This window comes from Aquicoccus sp. (genome assembly GCF_041686535.1).
Classification (GTDB): Bacteria; Pseudomonadota; Alphaproteobacteria; order Rhodobacterales; family Rhodobacteraceae; genus Aquicoccus.
Genome location: NZ_JAWLDS010000033.1, coordinates 15,930 through 31,999 on the forward strand (window position 1 = coordinate 15,930; position 16,070 = coordinate 31,999).

The following is a 16,070-nucleotide window of genomic DNA, read 5'->3' on the forward strand; positions in this document are numbered from 1 at the left end:
CCCGGCGAATTGATGAAGAAATCAGATCGAAAAGGATGTGCCGCAACCGCAAGACGCTGTGGCATTGGGGTTGTCGATCACGAAGCGTGCGCCAATCAATTCCTCGGAAAAGTCGATCGTCGCGCCGGAAAGGAACGGCAGACTGACGTCATCGACAACGACCTTCTGACCTTTGCCCTCCAGAATCACGTCTTTCGAGGTCGGCGTGTCCAGGATGATGGAGTACTGAAAGCCTGAGCACCCGCCGCCCTCAACGGCAACACGCAGGGCTTGTCCCTGATCCCCTGCCCCGATTTCGGCCAAGCGCTCAAATGCGCGTTCTGTCACCTTTGGCGGAAGATGCATCTTCGATCTCCACAGTTTAACTGTTCCACTTGGTCCAATATACGTATCCGCGAACCAATCGACAAGAACGGCGGCCCCATGACGTGCGATCCAGCCCCTTTTTCAACCTTCCCAGATAGGAGCCGCGGCAGACTCCATCCCGAACCCGAAAGCACGTTCCGGAGTTGTTTTCAACGTGATCGTGACCGGATTATACATTCCAGCGCCTTTCGCCGTCTGAAACACAAAACACAGGTTTTTGTCGAACATGAAGGCGATTATTTCCGCACCCGTCTCACACATTCGATCGAGGTGGCGCAGGTTGCGCGCACCATCGCCGGTGCGCTAGGTCTCAACCAGGAACTGACCGAAGCCATTGCCCTTGCGCACGACCTTGGACATACGCCCTTTGGCCACACGGGCGAGGACGCGCTCAATGAACTCATGGCCCCCTATGGTGGATTCGATCACAATGCACAGGCCGTGCGCATCGTCACTTCACTAGAGCGGCATTACGCGGAATGGGACGGCCTGAACCTTACTTGGGAAACCCTCGAAGGCCTTGCGAAACATAATGGCCCGGTCTGCGGAGAACTGCCTTATGCGCTGGCTGACTATAATGCAAAGCACGATCTCGAACTCACAACCCATGCCGGCGGCGAGGCGCAGGTTGCAGCATTGGCCGATGACATCGCCTATTCCAATCACGATATTCATGACGGGCTGCGTGCAGGACTGTTCACCATGGAAGAACTGACGGATCTTCCCATTTTGCGGCATTGTTTCGAAACTGTTGACAAGCGCTATCCGGGCCTCGCACCCGAAAGACGCCAGCACGAGGCCCTGCGGCGGTTCTTCGGAAGCCTGGTGGAGGACGTCATCAGCACAAGTCGAGATAATATTGAGCACTTGGCCCCGAAACGGGTCGAAGACATTCGAATGGCTGGAGCAGCGATAATTCGTTTTTCACCAACGCATTGGTGGAAGTTGAATGAGATTCGCGCGTTTCTGTTCCAAAGGATGTACCGAGCGCCCAGTGTGATCGAGATGCGTCACAAGGTAACGGCAGTGATACGGGACCTCTTCCCGCTCTACATGACCCGACCCGAGTTGCTCCCATCGGCATGGCAAGAAGGATTGCAGCACAACCGCGACGATCAATCCATCGCTCGGCTCGTTGCAGACTATATCAGCGGCATGACGGACAGATTTGCATTGCAGCAGCACGAAATTCTCGTGGCTGAAAATCTTCGAGAAATATGACCATCGGGCACAGGACGCCCATTAAGAACGGTTTTGACAAAGGACGCACCGATGAAAATCGCCTGTTTCAACATCAATGGCATCAAGGCGCGTATCGGGGCGCTGAGTGACTGGTTGAAAGAAGCCGATCCCGATGTCGTACTTCTTCAAGAAATCAAGTCGGTCGACGAGGCTTTCCCCCGCCAGCATTTCGAGGACATGGGATACACGGTCGAAACCCACGGGCAAAAATCTTTCAATGGGGTTGCCATCCTTTCAAAGCTGCCGCTCGAAGACGTGACGCGCGGATTGCCCGGCGATGACACGGACGAGCAAGCGCGCTGGATCGAGGCGACAGTGGTGAACCGCCGGGCTGTGCGGGTCTGTGGCCTTTATCTGCCAAACGGCAATCCCGCTCCCGGCCCCAAATACGACTACAAGTTGGCCTGGATGGAACGGTTGCAGGCAAGGGCAATGGAAATGATGAAAGACGAGGAGCCGTTTCTCATGGCCGGCGACTACAATGTGATCCCGCAAGACGAGGATGCCGCCAGCCCCGAAGCCTGGTCAAGTGACGCACTCGCCTTGCCGCAAAGTCGTGCCGCCTATCGCCGTATCATCAATCTTGGCATGACCGATGCGCTCCGGGCGTTCGAACCGGGGTTGGAGCAATACACATTCTGGGATTACCAGGCCGGTGCGTGGAACCGGAATGACGGAATCCGGATCGACCATCTCCTGCTTAGTCCACAATGCGCCGACCTCTTGCTGGAATGCCGCATCGACAAGGAGGTACGCGGGCGCGAAAAGCCTTCGGATCACGTGCCAGTCTGGGTTCGCCTCGACTCTTGAACGCTACTCAGGCGCGCGAAGAAAGGTTGCGAGCCGCAAGGTGGATTGGTTCACATCGTCCGAAGGAGCTTCACCCGCCAGCAAAGGTTCGAGCCGCTTGGCCAGTTCCTTCCCCAGTTCGACCCCCCATTGATCGAAGGAATTGAGTCCAAGGATCACACCTTCAACGAATACGCGGTGTTCGTAGAGCGCAACAATCTGGCCCAGAACACGCGGCGTGAGACATGGATACGCCAAGGTGGTGGATGGGCGGTTGCCCTCGAAAACGCGATGTTCAGCCTGAGCCATCAGCATATCGCCCGAGTATCCCATGGAAGCGGCGATCTCACATGCTTCGGAAAGGCTTCGCCCCTTCATCAGCGCCTCCGATTGAGCAAGGCAATTGGCCACAAGCAAGCGGTGATGATGGGCCAGGTCGGGCTCATGACCCTTGGCACCGATCATGAATTCACAGGGCACGATCTCGGTGCCCTGATGAAGAAGTTGGAAAAATGCATGCTGCCCGTTGGTGCCCGGCTCACCCCAGACAATTGGGCCCGAACCGTGCGGCAGGGGTTGACCGTCCTGCCCGACGCGCTTGCCGTTGCTTTCCATTTCGAGCTGTTGGAGATAGGCCGGAAGTCGGTTGAGACGATGTTCATAGGGCAGTACCGCACGGGTGGGAAAGCCCATACCCTGGTGATGCCAAAGGCCCACAAGGGCCAGCAGTACTGGCAAGTTCTCGGCCAGAGGTGCGGCACGGAAATGTACATCCATCGCCTCGCCTCCGGCAAGAAACTCGGTGAATTCTTCGGGGCCGATAGCGATCATCAGCGACAGGCCGATTGGTCCCCACACGGAATAGCGCCCGCCCACCCAATCTTCGAATCCAAAGACCCGCTCGGGCGGGATACCGAACTCTGCAACCCGATCAGTAGCTGAAGACAGCGCCACACATTGTGCCGCAGGATCGGCCACATGCACCGACATCCACTTGAGGATGCTAGCGGCATTGGTCATGGTTTCGATGGTGGTGAAGGTCTTGGAGGCGATGATGACAAGCGTGGTCGCTGGATCGAGCCCACCCAGCACATCGGCTAGATCGGCAGAATCCACGTTCGAGACGAAATGACAGCATGGTCCGTCGTGAAATGGACTCAACGCGCGGGTTGCCATGGCTGGACCGAGATCGGAACCACCGATACCGATATTGACCACATCGGTGATCATCCCTCCCTGGCCCGTGAAACACCCCGCCCGCACGTCGCTGGCGAAGTCCTTCATACGCTCAAGGGTTTCGAGAATCCTCGGCATGACATCCACATCATCGACCATGACCGGCGCGCCAGAAAGGTTACGCAGAGCCGTATGAAGCACCGCACGATCCTCGGAGCAGTTGATCCGAGCACCGGAGAACATCGCGTCGCGTATCGACTCGACCCGGGCAGCACGGGCAAGATTCAGGAGCGAATCGCGGGCGGCAACGTCGATATGTGTTTTCGAGTAATCAAACAGCATCCCGAGGGCGGATATCGAAAACTGTTCAACACGATCGGTATCACCGAACAGATCGATAATTCGGCTCGACCGGGCTTTTCTGGCCTCGCAAACGACGGAATCCCATGCCGTTTCAAGTTCGGATGTCGTCGTCATTCCGGCGCCCAATGGACCGTTAGGCCATCCATGACTGCCGCTATCGGGGCCTCATCGGGTGGCAGATGCATGCCACGTTCAATAGCATCTCTTTTGCGCCGACCGGTGATGACAAGGTGCTTGGAAACTGCGGAATCCAGAACCCGGGCACTGAGGGTGACCCGAGTCTCGGCCGCATCGGGCGACCGGATCGGAACCAGCAACGGCGCGTCGACAGCCAACGCGTCCACCAAACCCTCGGCCCCCGGAAGCAGCGATGCGCAGTGCATATCGGCCCCCATCCCGAGAAGAAGCACGGAAATCGGCTGACAGGAGACGAGCGAGGATTCGAGCTCGGCAAGCACGTCCTCCGGTTTTTCTGTGGGAACGTAGAGCGGATGATAGACAGCGGCGGCAGCTTTGTCGGTGAGGAGACGTTGTCGCAAAAATCTGGTGTTGGAGCGAGGATGATCCTCAGGCAGCCAGCGTTCATCGGTCAGAAAGACATCAACGCGTGACCAGTCGAGATCTACGGCACAAAGGTTGTCAAAGACCGGCCCTGGCGTTTCGCCGCCCGGCACGGCGAAGGATACGCGCTCTTCGTGAAATAGCGTGTTTTCAAGCTCACCGGCCAAAATGTTGGCAACGTCGATCGCCATCATGTCGGCGTCGGCATATTCGATGAATTTCATTCCCTGATCTCCCGCCAGTGGCGCCCATCGCGATACATGAGTCCCAAGGCGTCCTCCGGACCGGGGCTCCCCGACTCGTATCGCAAAGGTTTCTCACCCTTTTCTTGCCATTGTGCAATGATCGGATCCGTCCATCTCCATGCCGCTTCGACCTCGTCCCCGCGCATGAATAGTGTCTGATTGCCGCGGATCACATCCATGATCAGACGCTCATAAGCGTCGGGAACCAGTTCAGCTTCGGGTCCGAGCGTTTCGGCAAACGACATGTCCAGCGGCACGTCGATGAGCCGCATCCCGCCAGGGCCGGGTTCCTTGATCGTGACGCCAAGTTCTATCCCCTCATTGGGCTGCAACACGATGGTCAGGATGTTGGCATGCCGCCCAGCATCCGCCCCAAATATCGAATGCGGCGCATCCTTGAACACCACGGCGATTTCCGATGTCCGCGCCTTGAGGCGCTTGCCGGTCCGCAGATAGAAGGGGGTGCCCGCCCATCGCCAGTTGCTTATCCCGGTCTTGAGCGCAATAAAGCTCTCGGTGGTCGAGTTTGCATTGCCCACATCGTGGAGATAGCCAAGTTTATCACTGCTCGCATCATATTGCCCACGCACGATATCTTCGGGAGCAACATCGTCGAGTGCACGGATCACCTTGAGCTTTTCATCACGCACCGCGCCTGGCTCGAACTTCGCCGGCGGCTCCATCGCGATGAGGCACAACAGCTGCATCATGTGGTTCTGCATCATGTCGCGCATGGCACCCGCGCGGTCATAATACTCTGCACGTCCGGCTATACCGACAGTTTCGGCCACGGTGATCTGGATGTGATCAACGTACTGACTATTCCAGAGCGGTTCGAAGAGCATGTTGGCAAAACGGATCGCCATCAGGTTCTGCACAGTTTCCTTGCCAAGATAGTGATCGATCCGGTAGATCTGAGTTTCATCAAAATGGTGTGCCAATGTGGCGTTAAGTTCGCAAGCTGAGGCAAGGTCATGACCAAAGGGCTTCTCGACCACGATCCGCGTTTCACCAGACGCCATGCCGTGGCGGTACAGGCGCTCGGCCAGATCGGCGAACAACTCCGGACGGACCGAGAAATAGAAAGCCCGTATGCGATCCGGATTGATGATCTGCGCAAGTGTCTCCCACCCGTCATCCTCCCTTGCATCAAGCTGGATAAAGTGCACACGGTTGCAAAAAGCTGCGATAGCATCCCCTGTGCATAAGATCGCCGGAACCAATTCGGTGATCGCGTCCCGCACAAAGGCACGATAACCCGCTTCGTCGAAGTCCGAGCGCGCCGCGCCGATGATGTTGGCTTCTTTCGGGATCTGACCTGCGCAAAAACGGCGGTAAAGCGCCGGCAGTATCTTGCGCCTTGCCAGATCGCCGGTACCGCCAAACACCACAAGGTCGAAAGGGTCGACCGGAATTACACGCGTCGCCATTGCCGGCTCCCTGACTTAACCTTTGGCGTTCGACAAGTACGAGACAGCTGCTTGCCTGCTTCGAACTTTAACATGTTGCGGTTGGTTCTCAATGACTCCGCTGAATAATCACAACAAATAGACAGCACTGGGAAGTGACTACGGCCGGCTGATTTCCCCTCCCCCGACGGCCGCACGCACACCTGTCGTTGAGGGGCAGGATGTGGGCAGACCGCGCGCCACGCGTACGGCAAGATAGGCAAAGGCCTGGGCTTCAAGCATATCACCATCGAGGCCGACATCTTCGACGGGAAGGACCTGACAATCGAGTGCCGCTCCAAGCATTTGCATCATGACGGGGTTGTGCCGCCCCCCACCGGTGACCAGAACCCGAGCAGGCGGCAATGGGCAATGCTCCATACCACGCAGCACCGCCGCCGCAACCATGGCCGTCAGCGTCGCAGCAGCGTCGGCGTCAGAGAGTTCGCGTACCAGTCCAATCATGTCGGCAAAGGCGTCTCGGTCAAGCGATTTGGGTGGCATGCGAAGGAACCAGGGATCGTCCAAGAAAAGCTCGAGCGCATTTTCCTGAACCCTACCGCTCCGCGCCAGCACACCATCGCGGTCATGATCCAGCCCCAAGCGCTCCTGCATCAGATCGTTGACCGGCGCATTGGCAGGACCGGTATCGAATGCCAAGAGTGCGCCCGGCGCTTCAGGAGTGGAATGGCGAGGGTCGATCCATGTCAGGTTCCCTACGCCTCCCAGATTCAGGAAGGCGATCGGCTCGCGCACACCCATGTATCGCGCGCAGGCGTAGTGGTAGAAGGGGGCCAGAGGCGCACCTTCTCCGCCAAACCGGACATCGGCCGACCGGAAGTCCCACACAACGGGCAATCCAAGGCGCCGCGCCAGCGCGGCACCGTCACCCAGTTGGTGCGTGCCCCGCCCGTGAGGATCATGTGCGAGCGTCTGGCCATGAAAGCCGATGATGTCCGCACCTTCGACCCGCGAGAGCGCGGCCACATGTGCGTTCTCGACCACGACCCGAGCCTCGTGCAAATCGTCCCCTGGCCATTTACCGAGTGCCTTGCGCAATACCATGCGTTCTTCGGAAGTGTAGGCGCGATAGCCAGTTGCGCCAAAACCGAAAATCTGCTCCCCATCAGTTTCGATTAGCGCCACGTCGACACCATCCAGAGACGTGCCACTCATAGCCCCCAGCGCCTTTACCTTGCCCGCTTTCAACATGGACTTTTCCTCGGCCTTCGCCCGCCCTATACAGTCCCGCAGACAGTATGGGACAAGACGCATGACCTACCACCCCAAATCGGAATTCATGGCAACGATGATCGAGCGTGGCTTTCTGGCCGACTGTACCGATTATCAAGGCCTTGACGACGCACTCTCAAAGGGTGTGGTGCCAGGTTATATCGGCTTTGACGCAACGGCGAAATCACTCCACGTGGGCAGCCTGATCCAGATCATGATGCTGCGCTGGCTACAAAAGACCGGCGGCAAACCCATCACGCTGATGGGGGGCGGGACGACCAAGATCGGCGATCCGAGCTTTCGCGCCGAGGAACGGCCTTTGCTCACGAGTGAACAGATCAACGCCAATATTGATGGCATTAAACATGTCTTTACTGCCTATGTCGATTATAATGACGGCCCGACCGGCGCAATCATGGTGAATAATGCCGAATGGCTGGACGAGTTGGGTTATATCGAGTTCCTGCGCGACATCGGTCGACATTTTTCGGTCAACCGGATGCTCTCCTTCGAGAGCGTGAAATCGCGTCTCGATCGGGAACAGAGCCTGAGCTTTCTTGAGTTCAACTACATGATACTTCAGGCCTATGACTTCCTCGAACTGCATCGACGCTACGGTTGCCTGCTTCAGATGGGTGGCAGCGATCAATGGGGCAATATAGTGAACGGGATCGACCTGACGCGGCGGGTGCTTGAGGACGAGGTTTATGGGCTGACCTCACCCCTCTTGACCACATCGGATGGTCGCAAGATGGGCAAGAGCCAGGACGGGGCGGTGTGGCTGGATCGCGACATGCTGAGCCCCTATGAATTCTGGCAATTCTGGCGCAATACCGCCGATGCGGATGTAGGACGATTTCTCAAGCTCTATACTGAATTGCCGCTCGATGAGTGCGAACGCATGGGCGCGCTTTCAGGCGCAGAAACCAACGAGGCAAAGGTCGTACTGGCGAACGAAGTAACCGCTCTGTTGCATGGGCAAAGCGCGGCGGAGGCAGCGGCGGCCACTGCGCGTGAAGTATTCGAAAAAGGTGGCATGGGCGCGGATCTGCCGACGCTTGAACTGACGCGTGCGGAAGTGGGCCAGGGGATCTCGGCGGCACAGCTTATCCTGCGCTCGGGTCTGGTGAAATCGGGCAAGGAGGCGAAACGGTTGATCGGCGAAAACGGAGCGCGAATCGACGATGTACCGCTGACTGATCCGGGGCAGATGTTTGATGCGGGTGCGCTGGCCTCACCGGTCAAGTTGTCGGCCGGCAAGAAGCGGCACGCGCTCGTGAAACTGCTCGATTGAAACAAGGATCGCCCGACAGGTGAATTGGCGCGACTGGCAGGATTCGTCCAGCGCCGCCAGGCCCCGACTTGTTACAGGGGGCGAATCTTGAGGCGAGATATTCTGTTTTCATTGCGGGCGGCCACCTCGAAGCGAAACCCGTGCAAGGCAAAAACCTGACCGACCGACGGGATCATCTGGGCCTCGTGTATCACGAGTCCAGCAATCGTGTTGGCGTGTTCATCGGGCAGATTCCAGTCAGTCGCGCGATTCAGATCGCGGATTGTCATGGCACCATCGACAAGGAAATGGCCGTCTTCGCTCTTTCGGATCGGATGTTCCGCGGCAGGGTCGAATTCGTCTGTGATCTCACCCACAATCTCTTCGAGTATGTCTTCGAGAGTAATCAATCCCTGCAGCGATCCATACTCGTCGACCACAAGCGCAAAATGCGTTCGCCGCCGGAGGAATTGCCGCATCTGATCGTCGAGGGTGGTCGTTTCCGGCACAAAATAGGGCTTCATGACCACTTCTGAGATCTCGAAGTCGCCGAGACCATTGGGGGATGACTCTGCCCCAAACATCAGCTTGTGCATCGCGCGCAGCAGATCTTTTGCATGCACGACACCAATGATATTGTCAGGGTCACCCTGAAACACCGGAAGACGCGTGTGATTGCTTTCAAGACATTGCGCGAGAATCGCTTCGGCTTCGCTGTCAGCGTCGATCATCTCGATCCGAGAACGGTGTAGCATGATCTCCTCGACCGCGCGCTCCCCCAGATCGAGCGCACCAAGTATCCGATCGCGATCCTCCTTTTCGACCACGCCTTCCGAATGACCGAGATATAGAGCGCCGGCGATCTCCTCGCGAACGGCGAGAATGTGACTGTCCGGGTCGGCCTTGATGCCAAAGAGGCGCAAAACACCCCGCACGAACCAACGCACTCCTCCGACGATAGGCGAGAAAACGGTTACGACAACCTGAATCAGCGGAGCCACCAGGCTGGCAGCGCTCTCGGCGTTCGTGATGGCATAGGTCTTGGGCAGCACCTCAGCGAAGACCAGAACCAAAAGTGTCATAATCAGCGTCGCAAGGGCCACCCCGCTTTCGCCAAAGATCCGGGTGAACAGCGCCGTGGCAAGTGACGTTGCGAGGATATTGACAAGGTTGTTGCCCAGAAGAACCGAGCCAATCAGTCGTTCGTTATCCTCCGTGATCTCCAACGCACGTGCAGCCCCGCGTGACCCCTTGTCGGCGCGCGACCGCAATTTGCCACGCGACGCGGCGGTCAGGGCGGTTTCACTGCCCGAAAAAAAACCGGAAAGGATCAGCAGCAGGAAAATCGACCCCGACGTAATCCAGAAAGCTCCGTCAAGCAAAGCGTCAGTAGGTTCCATTTTATCGATATGTTATGTCTGTCAGATCACTGGTTATGCGCATCGCAGCCTGGCAAAGCAAGGGGATGTGCAAAAAACGAGGGCGATTGTCATTTTTCGGACGCAGATCGCGCCAATGGATGATGATCCAATACAAGCTGGCGCAGACGTTCATCCAACACATGGGTGTAGATTTCGGTTGTGGCGAGATCGGCATGGCCAAGCATGACCTGGATCGAGCGCAGATCGGCACCACCAGCGAGCAAATGGGTTGCAAAGGCATGACGCAACCGGTGCGGAGTAACTGTCTCTGGTGAGACGCCGCCCTTTGCTGCAATTTCCTTGATCAGAAGATAAAAGCGGTGGCGCGTCAGGTGACCCGACTTGCTGCGGGACGGGAAGAGGAACCGCGAAACGGGATTGCCTGCCCTTCGCGCATGCGCATCGTTCTCATCACGCACCGCGAGCCAATCGGCCAACGCAGACCGCGACGGCGGCGAGAGCGGCACGAGGCGCTCCTTGCCTCCCTTGCCCGAAACCAACAGCATGCGTGGATCTCCACGCGCCGCGGAGACCGGCAGCGCGACGAGTTCGCTCACCCGCATGCCGGTGGCATAAAGAAGTTCTACCAGACAAGTGTTGCGCAGCCGATCACTCTGGCTTCGTCCATGGCTGCGCGCCGCTTGCAAAAGCCGATCGACGTCCTCATGCGAAAGTGATTTGGGCAAGCGCTTCGGACGTCCCGGACCCTTGATATCTGCAGCGGGGTTGTTAGTGCGAAACCCCTCGTCATAGGCAAACCGATAAAGCTGCCGCAAAGCCGAGAGTCGGCGCGCGCGCGTCGAAACAGCCAATCCCTGCGCATCACAAGCCACAAGATAGGCCTCTATCTCGGTTCGGCTTGCGTTGGAAATGTCGCTTCCCGATCCAATTAACCAAGCATCAAAATCTCCCAAATCGCGCGCATATGCCATACAGGTGTTCTCAGCTGCCCCCATTTCGGCCGCCTGGGCGTCCAAAAAAAGGGGAATCCAACGATGCACCATGGCTATCCCCCCCGATCGAGCAACATGAGTTGCAGACTTGCGCGGCGAGCGCTGTCCTCGAGTCCCATCGCCCGCAACCCTCGAAGTGCACTCTCAAGCTGGCGCAGGTTACCAGCGGCTCCGCTCGAAAAAAGCGTCATAGTGCGAAGAACAGACTCGCCCAGCTTGTCTCCCTCAAGCAGTGGACGCAGTTCGTCAGGTGGTTCCACAGCCTCAAAGGCGCGAACGATGGAACGCGAGAGTGCACCATGCGCATGTGCCAAATCAGGCGCACCACGCGCGAGTCCAACAAGAAACTTTTCGTCGGATGTCTGTGGTGTGGCGGAGGCCGCGGTCACTTCATAATCGGGCGACAGCAGCCCAACCGAAAGCGCGATTCCACGCGCAGAGTCGCTGAGCGCAAGTTCCGCGAGATCAGCGGCATAGAAGCGTGCAAAAGGTACTTCGAGATGAACCGCTTGCATCGCTTTCCATGCCCGCTCCAGCGATGTCTCGACAGCATCCACCTCGCCAGACTGCAAGGCCGTATCGAAACGCCGGATCGCTTCCACTCGCTCCCAAACTCCGCCCGATGCTGCCGGTCGCCGAGCCGTATAGAGTGCGATCAGACGGTTCTCCGAAAGAGCCCCGGTCCGAGTGAGACGCTCTGCGGCCTCCAATTCGGCCTTCCAGCCCACAGTATCTCGCAAATCGGTCATGGCGTAGACGCGCTGCAAGGCCGCAGTGGACAGGGGCGCCCCGGCGGCCTCGAAAAGGCGAAAAAGGAGGGGTGTGATTTCCGCGACAGGCGGCGGTTCAACGGGATCTTCGCCCCATTCAGGATCAAGATAGATTGCAATCAATTGTTCTTCGGGGGGATCTATCAGATCAAGCGCCGTAGCACTGTCGAACATGACCGCCGCTGTCGCCCAATCGCCTCCTCGGGCAGCACAATAGATGCGCGCTGAGACTGAGGACGACAGGTATGGCTTGTCATTTAATACGCTGCATGCCGCGTCCTCGTTACCTGACAGCAAGCTGATATCCAGCCACATCGGAAATAGCGCCGGCGTCTCCGGTCCTGCCCGTTCCAGCAGCGCCCCTGCCGCCTCCGCCGCGCCAAGCTCAAGTAGTTTCCCGATCCGGGCTTTCAGAAAAAGCTGTCCTGCTCCACTGTCAGACGGGGGATCAGCTTCGGCGAGCAGCAAGGTATAGAGAAGGGATTGCATCGCCGGGAAGGCAAGAACATCCTGCCGTTCCAATGCGGCGTTCAAATCTGAGGTCGCACTTTCACGCCAGAGATGGCGGGGCAAACCCGTTACGGATGTCGGTAGCAATCCTACCGCACCAACCGATACTTGATCGAGCGGGCTCACAGCGACTTGCGGAACCGTGGCCGTGTCGGCGACCGGCGGTTCCAACAGCCCACGCGAGGCCCCTTGATCCTCTCCAACCCCGGGAATCACGCGGCGGACCAGAGGAGGTGGGTTCTCAAGCCATTCTATGGCCGAAAGCGGCTCCTGCGCCCGAACCAACTCTGCCATATCCATGCTGGCGACAATGGCAAGGGCCGCGGTACTAATCGACGTCCAGTTCAATGTCCCGACGAATCTCCTGTCCAGGCGGCGAGAAATCAGCACCGAAGAAAGGCCCTAGATAAGCATAACCAATCAACGTGATCACCGCAACAATCACAAGGATAAACAGCCATTTGATGATGCGCTTCATGTCGGACCGCTCGTATGTTCTGCCGGTGCATTGCTTTGATTTTCGGCTCCAATAGGATAGTTATAGCTGGCATTTTGCAAGAGATCACGTCATTGGTGCGTGCTATGAAAGATTTGGCCGGGGAACGCCACGACGCGCGGCATGGAATGGACTGGAACGTCAAAAAGACGATTGTCATGGTTGGCATGATGGGTGTGGGCAAGACCGCCGTCGGCCGGGCTCTGGCGGGCATTCTCGACGCGCCGTTCTTCGACTCCGATGCCGAAATCGAGCGCGCCGCGAACATGACCATCGCCGAGATATTTGACCGTGATGGCGAACCATTTTTTCGCAAGAAGGAAAGCCAGGTCCTCGGGCGTCTACTCGATGCCGAAGTCAAGGGCGTTGTTTCAACGGGCGGGGGCGCATTTCTGAACGCGCTCAATCGCCAGATGATATCGCAACGTGGTGTTTCCGTGTGCCTTGAAGCCGATCTCGGCCTGCTTTGGAATCGCATAAAGCATAAAGATTCCCGCCCCTTGCTGCACACAGCTAACCCATATGAAACCCTCGCCAATTTGTACAAGCAGCGCGCGCCAACCTATGCGCTTGCGGATATCAGGCTGCGCACGCGCCCTGATTGCTCCATAGGCGAAATGGCAAGGTGCGTTCTTGATGCCCTGCGCCAGCGTCCAGACGTCTTGGAGAAAACCACATGAACGACACGGTGCATGTCGACCTGGGCGCCCGGAGCTATGACATCGAAATCGGACCCGGCCTTATCGGTGAAACCGGCAGATTGCTCCGGCCATACCTGGATCGGGCGCGTGTGGCCGTGATCACCGATGAAAATGTCGCCGCCCTGCATCTTGAAAACATTATCAACAGCTTGGAGCAGCAGGAAATATCTGTATCTACCCTGATTCTTCCCGCTGGCGAAGGAACCAAGTCCTGGCCGCATTTCACGCACAGTGTCGATTGGTTGCTCGAAGAGCAGATTGAACGCAATGACATGGTCATTGCCCTTGGCGGCGGCGTGATTGGCGATCTGGCAGGATTCGCGGCGGCTGTTTTGCGCCGGGGCGTGCGTTTCGTACAGGTGCCGACATCGCTTCTGGCACAAGTGGACAGCTCGGTCGGCGGCAAGACCGGTATCAATTCGCGCCACGGCAAGAACCTCATCGGCGCGTTTCACCAACCAGCCCTGGTAGTGGCAGATACCGATGCCCTCCGCACATTGCCCGAGCGCGTTTTCCTGGCCGGTAATGGCGAGGTCATGAAATATGGCCTTCTTGGCGATTATAATTTTTTTCAATGGCTTGAAGAGCATAGTTTATCCCTTCTGTCACGCGACCCCGACACCCTTGCCATCGCCGTCAGGCGCTCTTGCGAAATCAAGGCCGCGATCGTGGCGCGGGATGAGACGGAACAGGGGGATCGGGCGCTTCTCAATCTGGGGCATACGTTTTGCCATGCCCTCGAGGCAGCGACCGGTTACTCCGAGCGGTTGCTGCATGGCGAGGGTGTCGCGATCGGCTGTGCGCTGGCTTTCGAGGTTTCCGCCCGGATGGGACTGTGCAGCCAGGAAGACCCCAGCCGGTTGCGCGCCTATCTGAAAAACATGAACATGAAGGCCCAAATCTCTGATATTCCTGGAAAAATCCCCTGTTCAGAAAAGCTGATCGAGCTCATGCACCAGGACAAGAAGGTGCGTGACGGGCAGATCCATTTCGTGATGGCACGTGGTATCGGTCAGGCTTTCGTGACCCCGGATGTCGATCTCGACATCGTCCGGCAGGTGCTTGATGAACAGCTTGCCGACAAGAGTTAATGGCACGGCGCGGCCCAAAAATCAGGGGGGTGACATCCGGCTGCCGGGCGGCTGCCATCCGGCTGCCGGGCAAAACGGTCGCGAATGTAACCGCATCCGGTTAACGCACCGCGCGCAGCCCCCTTCATCTTGCCCGAAATACTCTGGGGGAAGGCGGCAGAATGCCTTGGCATTTTGCCGCCTTGGGGGTGAAACCCCCAACCGCACGAAACCTGCGCGCCGCAGGCGCACATTGGGATCAGACCTAGCCGCGCAGCCGCGTCCCATCGGGGTCGAAAGGTGGCTCATCGAGGATACGCGCGCGGTGGGGGCGGCCGAGCACCATGACCTCGACCGTGTCCCCCGGCCCTGCATCCTTCACGAAGCCGAGCGCGAGACTCGTCCCCACGTGATAGCCGTAGCCGCCCGACGTGACCCGGCCGATCCCCTGCCCATCGCGGAAAATCGGCTCGCCACCTGTCGCATCCGCGCCGGAGGCCGCCACGTCGCCCTCATCCAGAGCCAGCATCACGAGGTGCTCGCGCGCTTCACGGGTCATCACATCGGCCACGGCCGAGCGGTACAGGAATTCCTTGTCGAGCTTCACCAACCGGTCCAACCCCACCTCCTGCGGCCAGTATTCGGGCGAATATTCGCGCGCCCAGGAGCCATAGCCCTTTTCCAGCCGGAGCGACATGAGCGCACGCGACCCGACCGGCCCCGCGTCATAAGCGCGCGCCGCTTCCAGCAGCGCGGAATAAAGCCGCGTCTGGTCTTTCGCGGCGCAATGCAGCTCCCAGCCCAGATCGCCGGTGAACGACACCCGCAGGGCGAGGCAATCGACCCCGGCCAGTTCGATCCGCTGTGAGCGCATGAAGGGGAAATCCGCCGTTTCCAGCGAGGCATTGGTCAGCCGCGCCAGGATTTCGCGCGATCTCGGCCCGGCCACGTTGAAACCGCATATCGCCTCGGTTCGGGACTCGAACACCGTCCCCTCGGGAAGCGGCACCATGCCAAAGAACCGGCTGTGATAGCGTTCGGCCATGCCCGAACCGATGATCCAGAATTCATCCTCGGCCAGTCGCGTGACGGTGAAATCGCCCGCGATGCCGCCGCGCTTGCCGACGAGCGGCGTAAGGCAGGAGCGCCCCACCACGCGCGGCATGCGGTTGGCGAAAACCGCGTTGAGCCAGTCCTCGGCCCCCTGCCCCGCGACCCGGTACTTGGCGAAATTCGAGATGTCGATGATGCCCGCGCGCTCGCGCAGCATCCGCGCCTCGGCACCCACCGGTTCCCACCAGTTCTGGCGAGTAAAGCCGTTGGTATCCTCCACTCCCGGCGCATCGGCGAACCAGAGCGGGTGTTCCCAGCCATAGTTGAGGCCAAAGACCGCGCCCATCTCGCGTTGCATCTCGTAGGCGGGGCGGGTGCGCACCGGGCGCCCGGCGCTGCG

The 16,070-nt window shown here is 58.6% G+C and carries 15 protein-coding genes; 5 read left to right on the top strand and 10 right to left on the bottom strand.

Annotated features, from left to right (window positions below; genetic code table 11):
• Positions 1 to 21: 21 nt before the first annotated feature.
• Positions 22 to 345, bottom strand: coding sequence for a HesB/IscA family protein (locus ACESL9_RS09100; protein WP_372612584.1), 324 nt, complete (start codon positions 343 to 345; stop codon positions 22 to 24).
• A gap of 78 nt (positions 346 to 423) precedes the next feature.
• Between ACESL9_RS09100 and ACESL9_RS09105 the strand changes: the two genes are divergently transcribed.
• Both ACESL9_RS09105 and xth read left to right on the top strand, forming a co-directional pair.
• Positions 424 to 1,587: a deoxyguanosinetriphosphate triphosphohydrolase gene (locus tag ACESL9_RS09105; protein ID WP_372612586.1), complete on the top strand. Its 1,164-nt coding sequence runs from the start codon at positions 424 to 426 to the stop codon at positions 1,585 to 1,587.
• A 51-nt stretch (positions 1,588 to 1,638) separates the two neighbouring features.
• Entirely contained in the window at positions 1,639 to 2,418 is a 780-nt protein-coding gene (xth, locus tag ACESL9_RS09110) for an exodeoxyribonuclease III (protein WP_372612588.1), read from the top strand.
• A 3-nt stretch (positions 2,419 to 2,421) separates the two neighbouring features.
• Here xth and pgi read toward each other — a convergent pair whose 3' ends face one another.
• From pgi to ACESL9_RS09130, 4 genes are all read right to left on the bottom strand, one after another.
• Positions 2,422 to 4,050, bottom strand: coding sequence for a glucose-6-phosphate isomerase (pgi, locus tag ACESL9_RS09115; RefSeq protein ID WP_372674742.1), 1,629 nt, complete (start codon positions 4,048 to 4,050; stop codon positions 2,422 to 2,424).
• Positions 4,047 to 4,721, bottom strand: a complete 675-nt coding sequence (gene pgl, locus ACESL9_RS09120; protein WP_372612592.1) for a 6-phosphogluconolactonase — start codon at positions 4,719 to 4,721, stop codon at positions 4,047 to 4,049. The genes pgi and pgl overlap by 4 nt, the downstream gene beginning before the upstream one ends.
• Complete coding sequence (zwf, locus tag ACESL9_RS09125) at positions 4,718 to 6,172, bottom strand: glucose-6-phosphate dehydrogenase (protein WP_372612594.1); 1,455 nt, start codon at positions 6,170 to 6,172, stop codon at positions 4,718 to 4,720. The genes pgl and zwf overlap by 4 nt, the downstream gene beginning before the upstream one ends.
• A 138-nt stretch (positions 6,173 to 6,310) precedes the next feature.
• A complete protein-coding gene (locus ACESL9_RS09130) occupies positions 6,311 to 7,402 on the bottom strand; it encodes an anhydro-N-acetylmuramic acid kinase (protein ID WP_372612596.1) in 1,092 nt (363 codons plus the stop codon).
• A 61-nt stretch (positions 7,403 to 7,463) separates the two neighbouring features.
• Here ACESL9_RS09130 and tyrS point away from each other — a divergent pair, with 61 nt between their 5' ends.
• Positions 7,464 to 8,717, top strand: a complete 1,254-nt coding sequence (gene tyrS, locus ACESL9_RS09135; protein WP_372612598.1) for a tyrosine--tRNA ligase — start codon at positions 7,464 to 7,466, stop codon at positions 8,715 to 8,717.
• Positions 8,718 to 8,788: 71 nt separating this feature from the next.
• On the opposite strand, the gene ACESL9_RS09140 is transcribed toward tyrS, so the two are convergent.
• The 4 genes from ACESL9_RS09140 to ACESL9_RS09155 form a co-directional block, all read right to left on the bottom strand.
• Positions 8,789 to 10,096 carry an HlyC/CorC family transporter gene (locus ACESL9_RS09140; RefSeq protein ID WP_372612600.1) on the bottom strand — a complete coding sequence of 436 codons (1,308 nt, stop codon included), beginning with the start codon at positions 10,094 to 10,096 and terminating at the stop codon, positions 8,789 to 8,791.
• Between the two features lie 89 nt (positions 10,097 to 10,185).
• Positions 10,186 to 11,121, bottom strand: coding sequence for a tyrosine recombinase (locus tag ACESL9_RS09145; RefSeq protein ID WP_372612602.1), 936 nt, complete (start codon positions 11,119 to 11,121; stop codon positions 10,186 to 10,188).
• Positions 11,122 to 11,123: 2 nt separating this feature from the next.
• Positions 11,124 to 12,698 (bottom strand): hypothetical protein, encoded by a 1,575-nt coding sequence (locus ACESL9_RS09150; protein ID WP_372674743.1) that lies wholly within the window; start codon positions 12,696 to 12,698, stop codon positions 11,124 to 11,126.
• On the bottom strand, positions 12,679 to 12,828 hold the full coding sequence (locus ACESL9_RS09155; RefSeq protein WP_372612606.1) for a hypothetical protein: 150 nt from the start codon (positions 12,826 to 12,828) through the stop codon (positions 12,679 to 12,681). The genes ACESL9_RS09150 and ACESL9_RS09155 overlap by 20 nt, the downstream gene beginning before the upstream one ends.
• Positions 12,829 to 12,932: 104 nt before the next feature.
• On the opposite strand from ACESL9_RS09155, the gene ACESL9_RS09160 reads away from it, so the two are divergent.
• Together ACESL9_RS09160 and aroB are read left to right on the top strand one after the other, a co-directional pair.
• Positions 12,933 to 13,526, top strand: coding sequence for a shikimate kinase (locus ACESL9_RS09160; RefSeq protein WP_372674744.1), 594 nt, complete (start codon positions 12,933 to 12,935; stop codon positions 13,524 to 13,526).
• Complete coding sequence (gene aroB / locus ACESL9_RS09165; protein ID WP_372612610.1) at positions 13,523 to 14,638, top strand: 3-dehydroquinate synthase; 1,116 nt, start codon at positions 13,523 to 13,525, stop codon at positions 14,636 to 14,638. Before ACESL9_RS09160 ends, aroB begins: the two co-directional genes overlap by 4 nt.
• A gap of 244 nt (positions 14,639 to 14,882) precedes the next feature.
• On the opposite strand, the gene ACESL9_RS09170 is transcribed toward aroB, so the two are convergent.
• Positions 14,883 to 16,070 (bottom strand): aminomethyltransferase family protein (locus ACESL9_RS09170; protein WP_372674745.1); only part of this gene is annotated, 1,188 nt, incomplete at its 5' end.

Coding starts and splice junctions, on each gene's coding strand:
- ACESL9_RS09100 (WP_372612584.1), bottom strand. CDS start 345: ATGCATCTTCCGCCAAAGGTGACAGAACGCGCATTTGAGCGCTTGGCC.
- ACESL9_RS09105 (WP_372612586.1), top strand. CDS start 424: ATGACGTGCGATCCAGCCCCTTTTTCAACCTTCCCAGATAGGAGCCGC.
- xth (WP_372612588.1), top strand. CDS start 1,639: ATGAAAATCGCCTGTTTCAACATCAATGGCATCAAGGCGCGTATCGGG.
- pgi (WP_372674742.1), bottom strand. CDS start 4,050: ATGACGACGACATCCGAACTTGAAACGGCATGGGATTCCGTCGTTTGC.
- pgl (WP_372612592.1), bottom strand. CDS start 4,721: ATGAAATTCATCGAATATGCCGACGCCGACATGATGGCGATCGACGTT.
- zwf (WP_372612594.1), bottom strand. CDS start 6,172: ATGGCGACGCGTGTAATTCCGGTCGACCCTTTCGACCTTGTGGTGTTT.
- ACESL9_RS09130 (WP_372612596.1), bottom strand. CDS start 7,402: ATGTTGAAAGCGGGCAAGGTAAAGGCGCTGGGGGCTATGAGTGGCACG.
- tyrS (WP_372612598.1), top strand. CDS start 7,464: ATGACCTACCACCCCAAATCGGAATTCATGGCAACGATGATCGAGCGT.
- ACESL9_RS09140 (WP_372612600.1), bottom strand. CDS start 10,096: ATGGAACCTACTGACGCTTTGCTTGACGGAGCTTTCTGGATTACGTCG.
- ACESL9_RS09145 (WP_372612602.1), bottom strand. CDS start 11,121: ATGGTGCATCGTTGGATTCCCCTTTTTTTGGACGCCCAGGCGGCCGAA.
- ACESL9_RS09155 (WP_372612606.1), bottom strand. CDS start 12,828: ATGAAGCGCATCATCAAATGGCTGTTTATCCTTGTGATTGTTGCGGTG.
- ACESL9_RS09160 (WP_372674744.1), top strand. CDS start 12,933: ATGAAAGATTTGGCCGGGGAACGCCACGACGCGCGGCATGGAATGGAC.
- aroB (WP_372612610.1), top strand. CDS start 13,523: ATGAACGACACGGTGCATGTCGACCTGGGCGCCCGGAGCTATGACATC.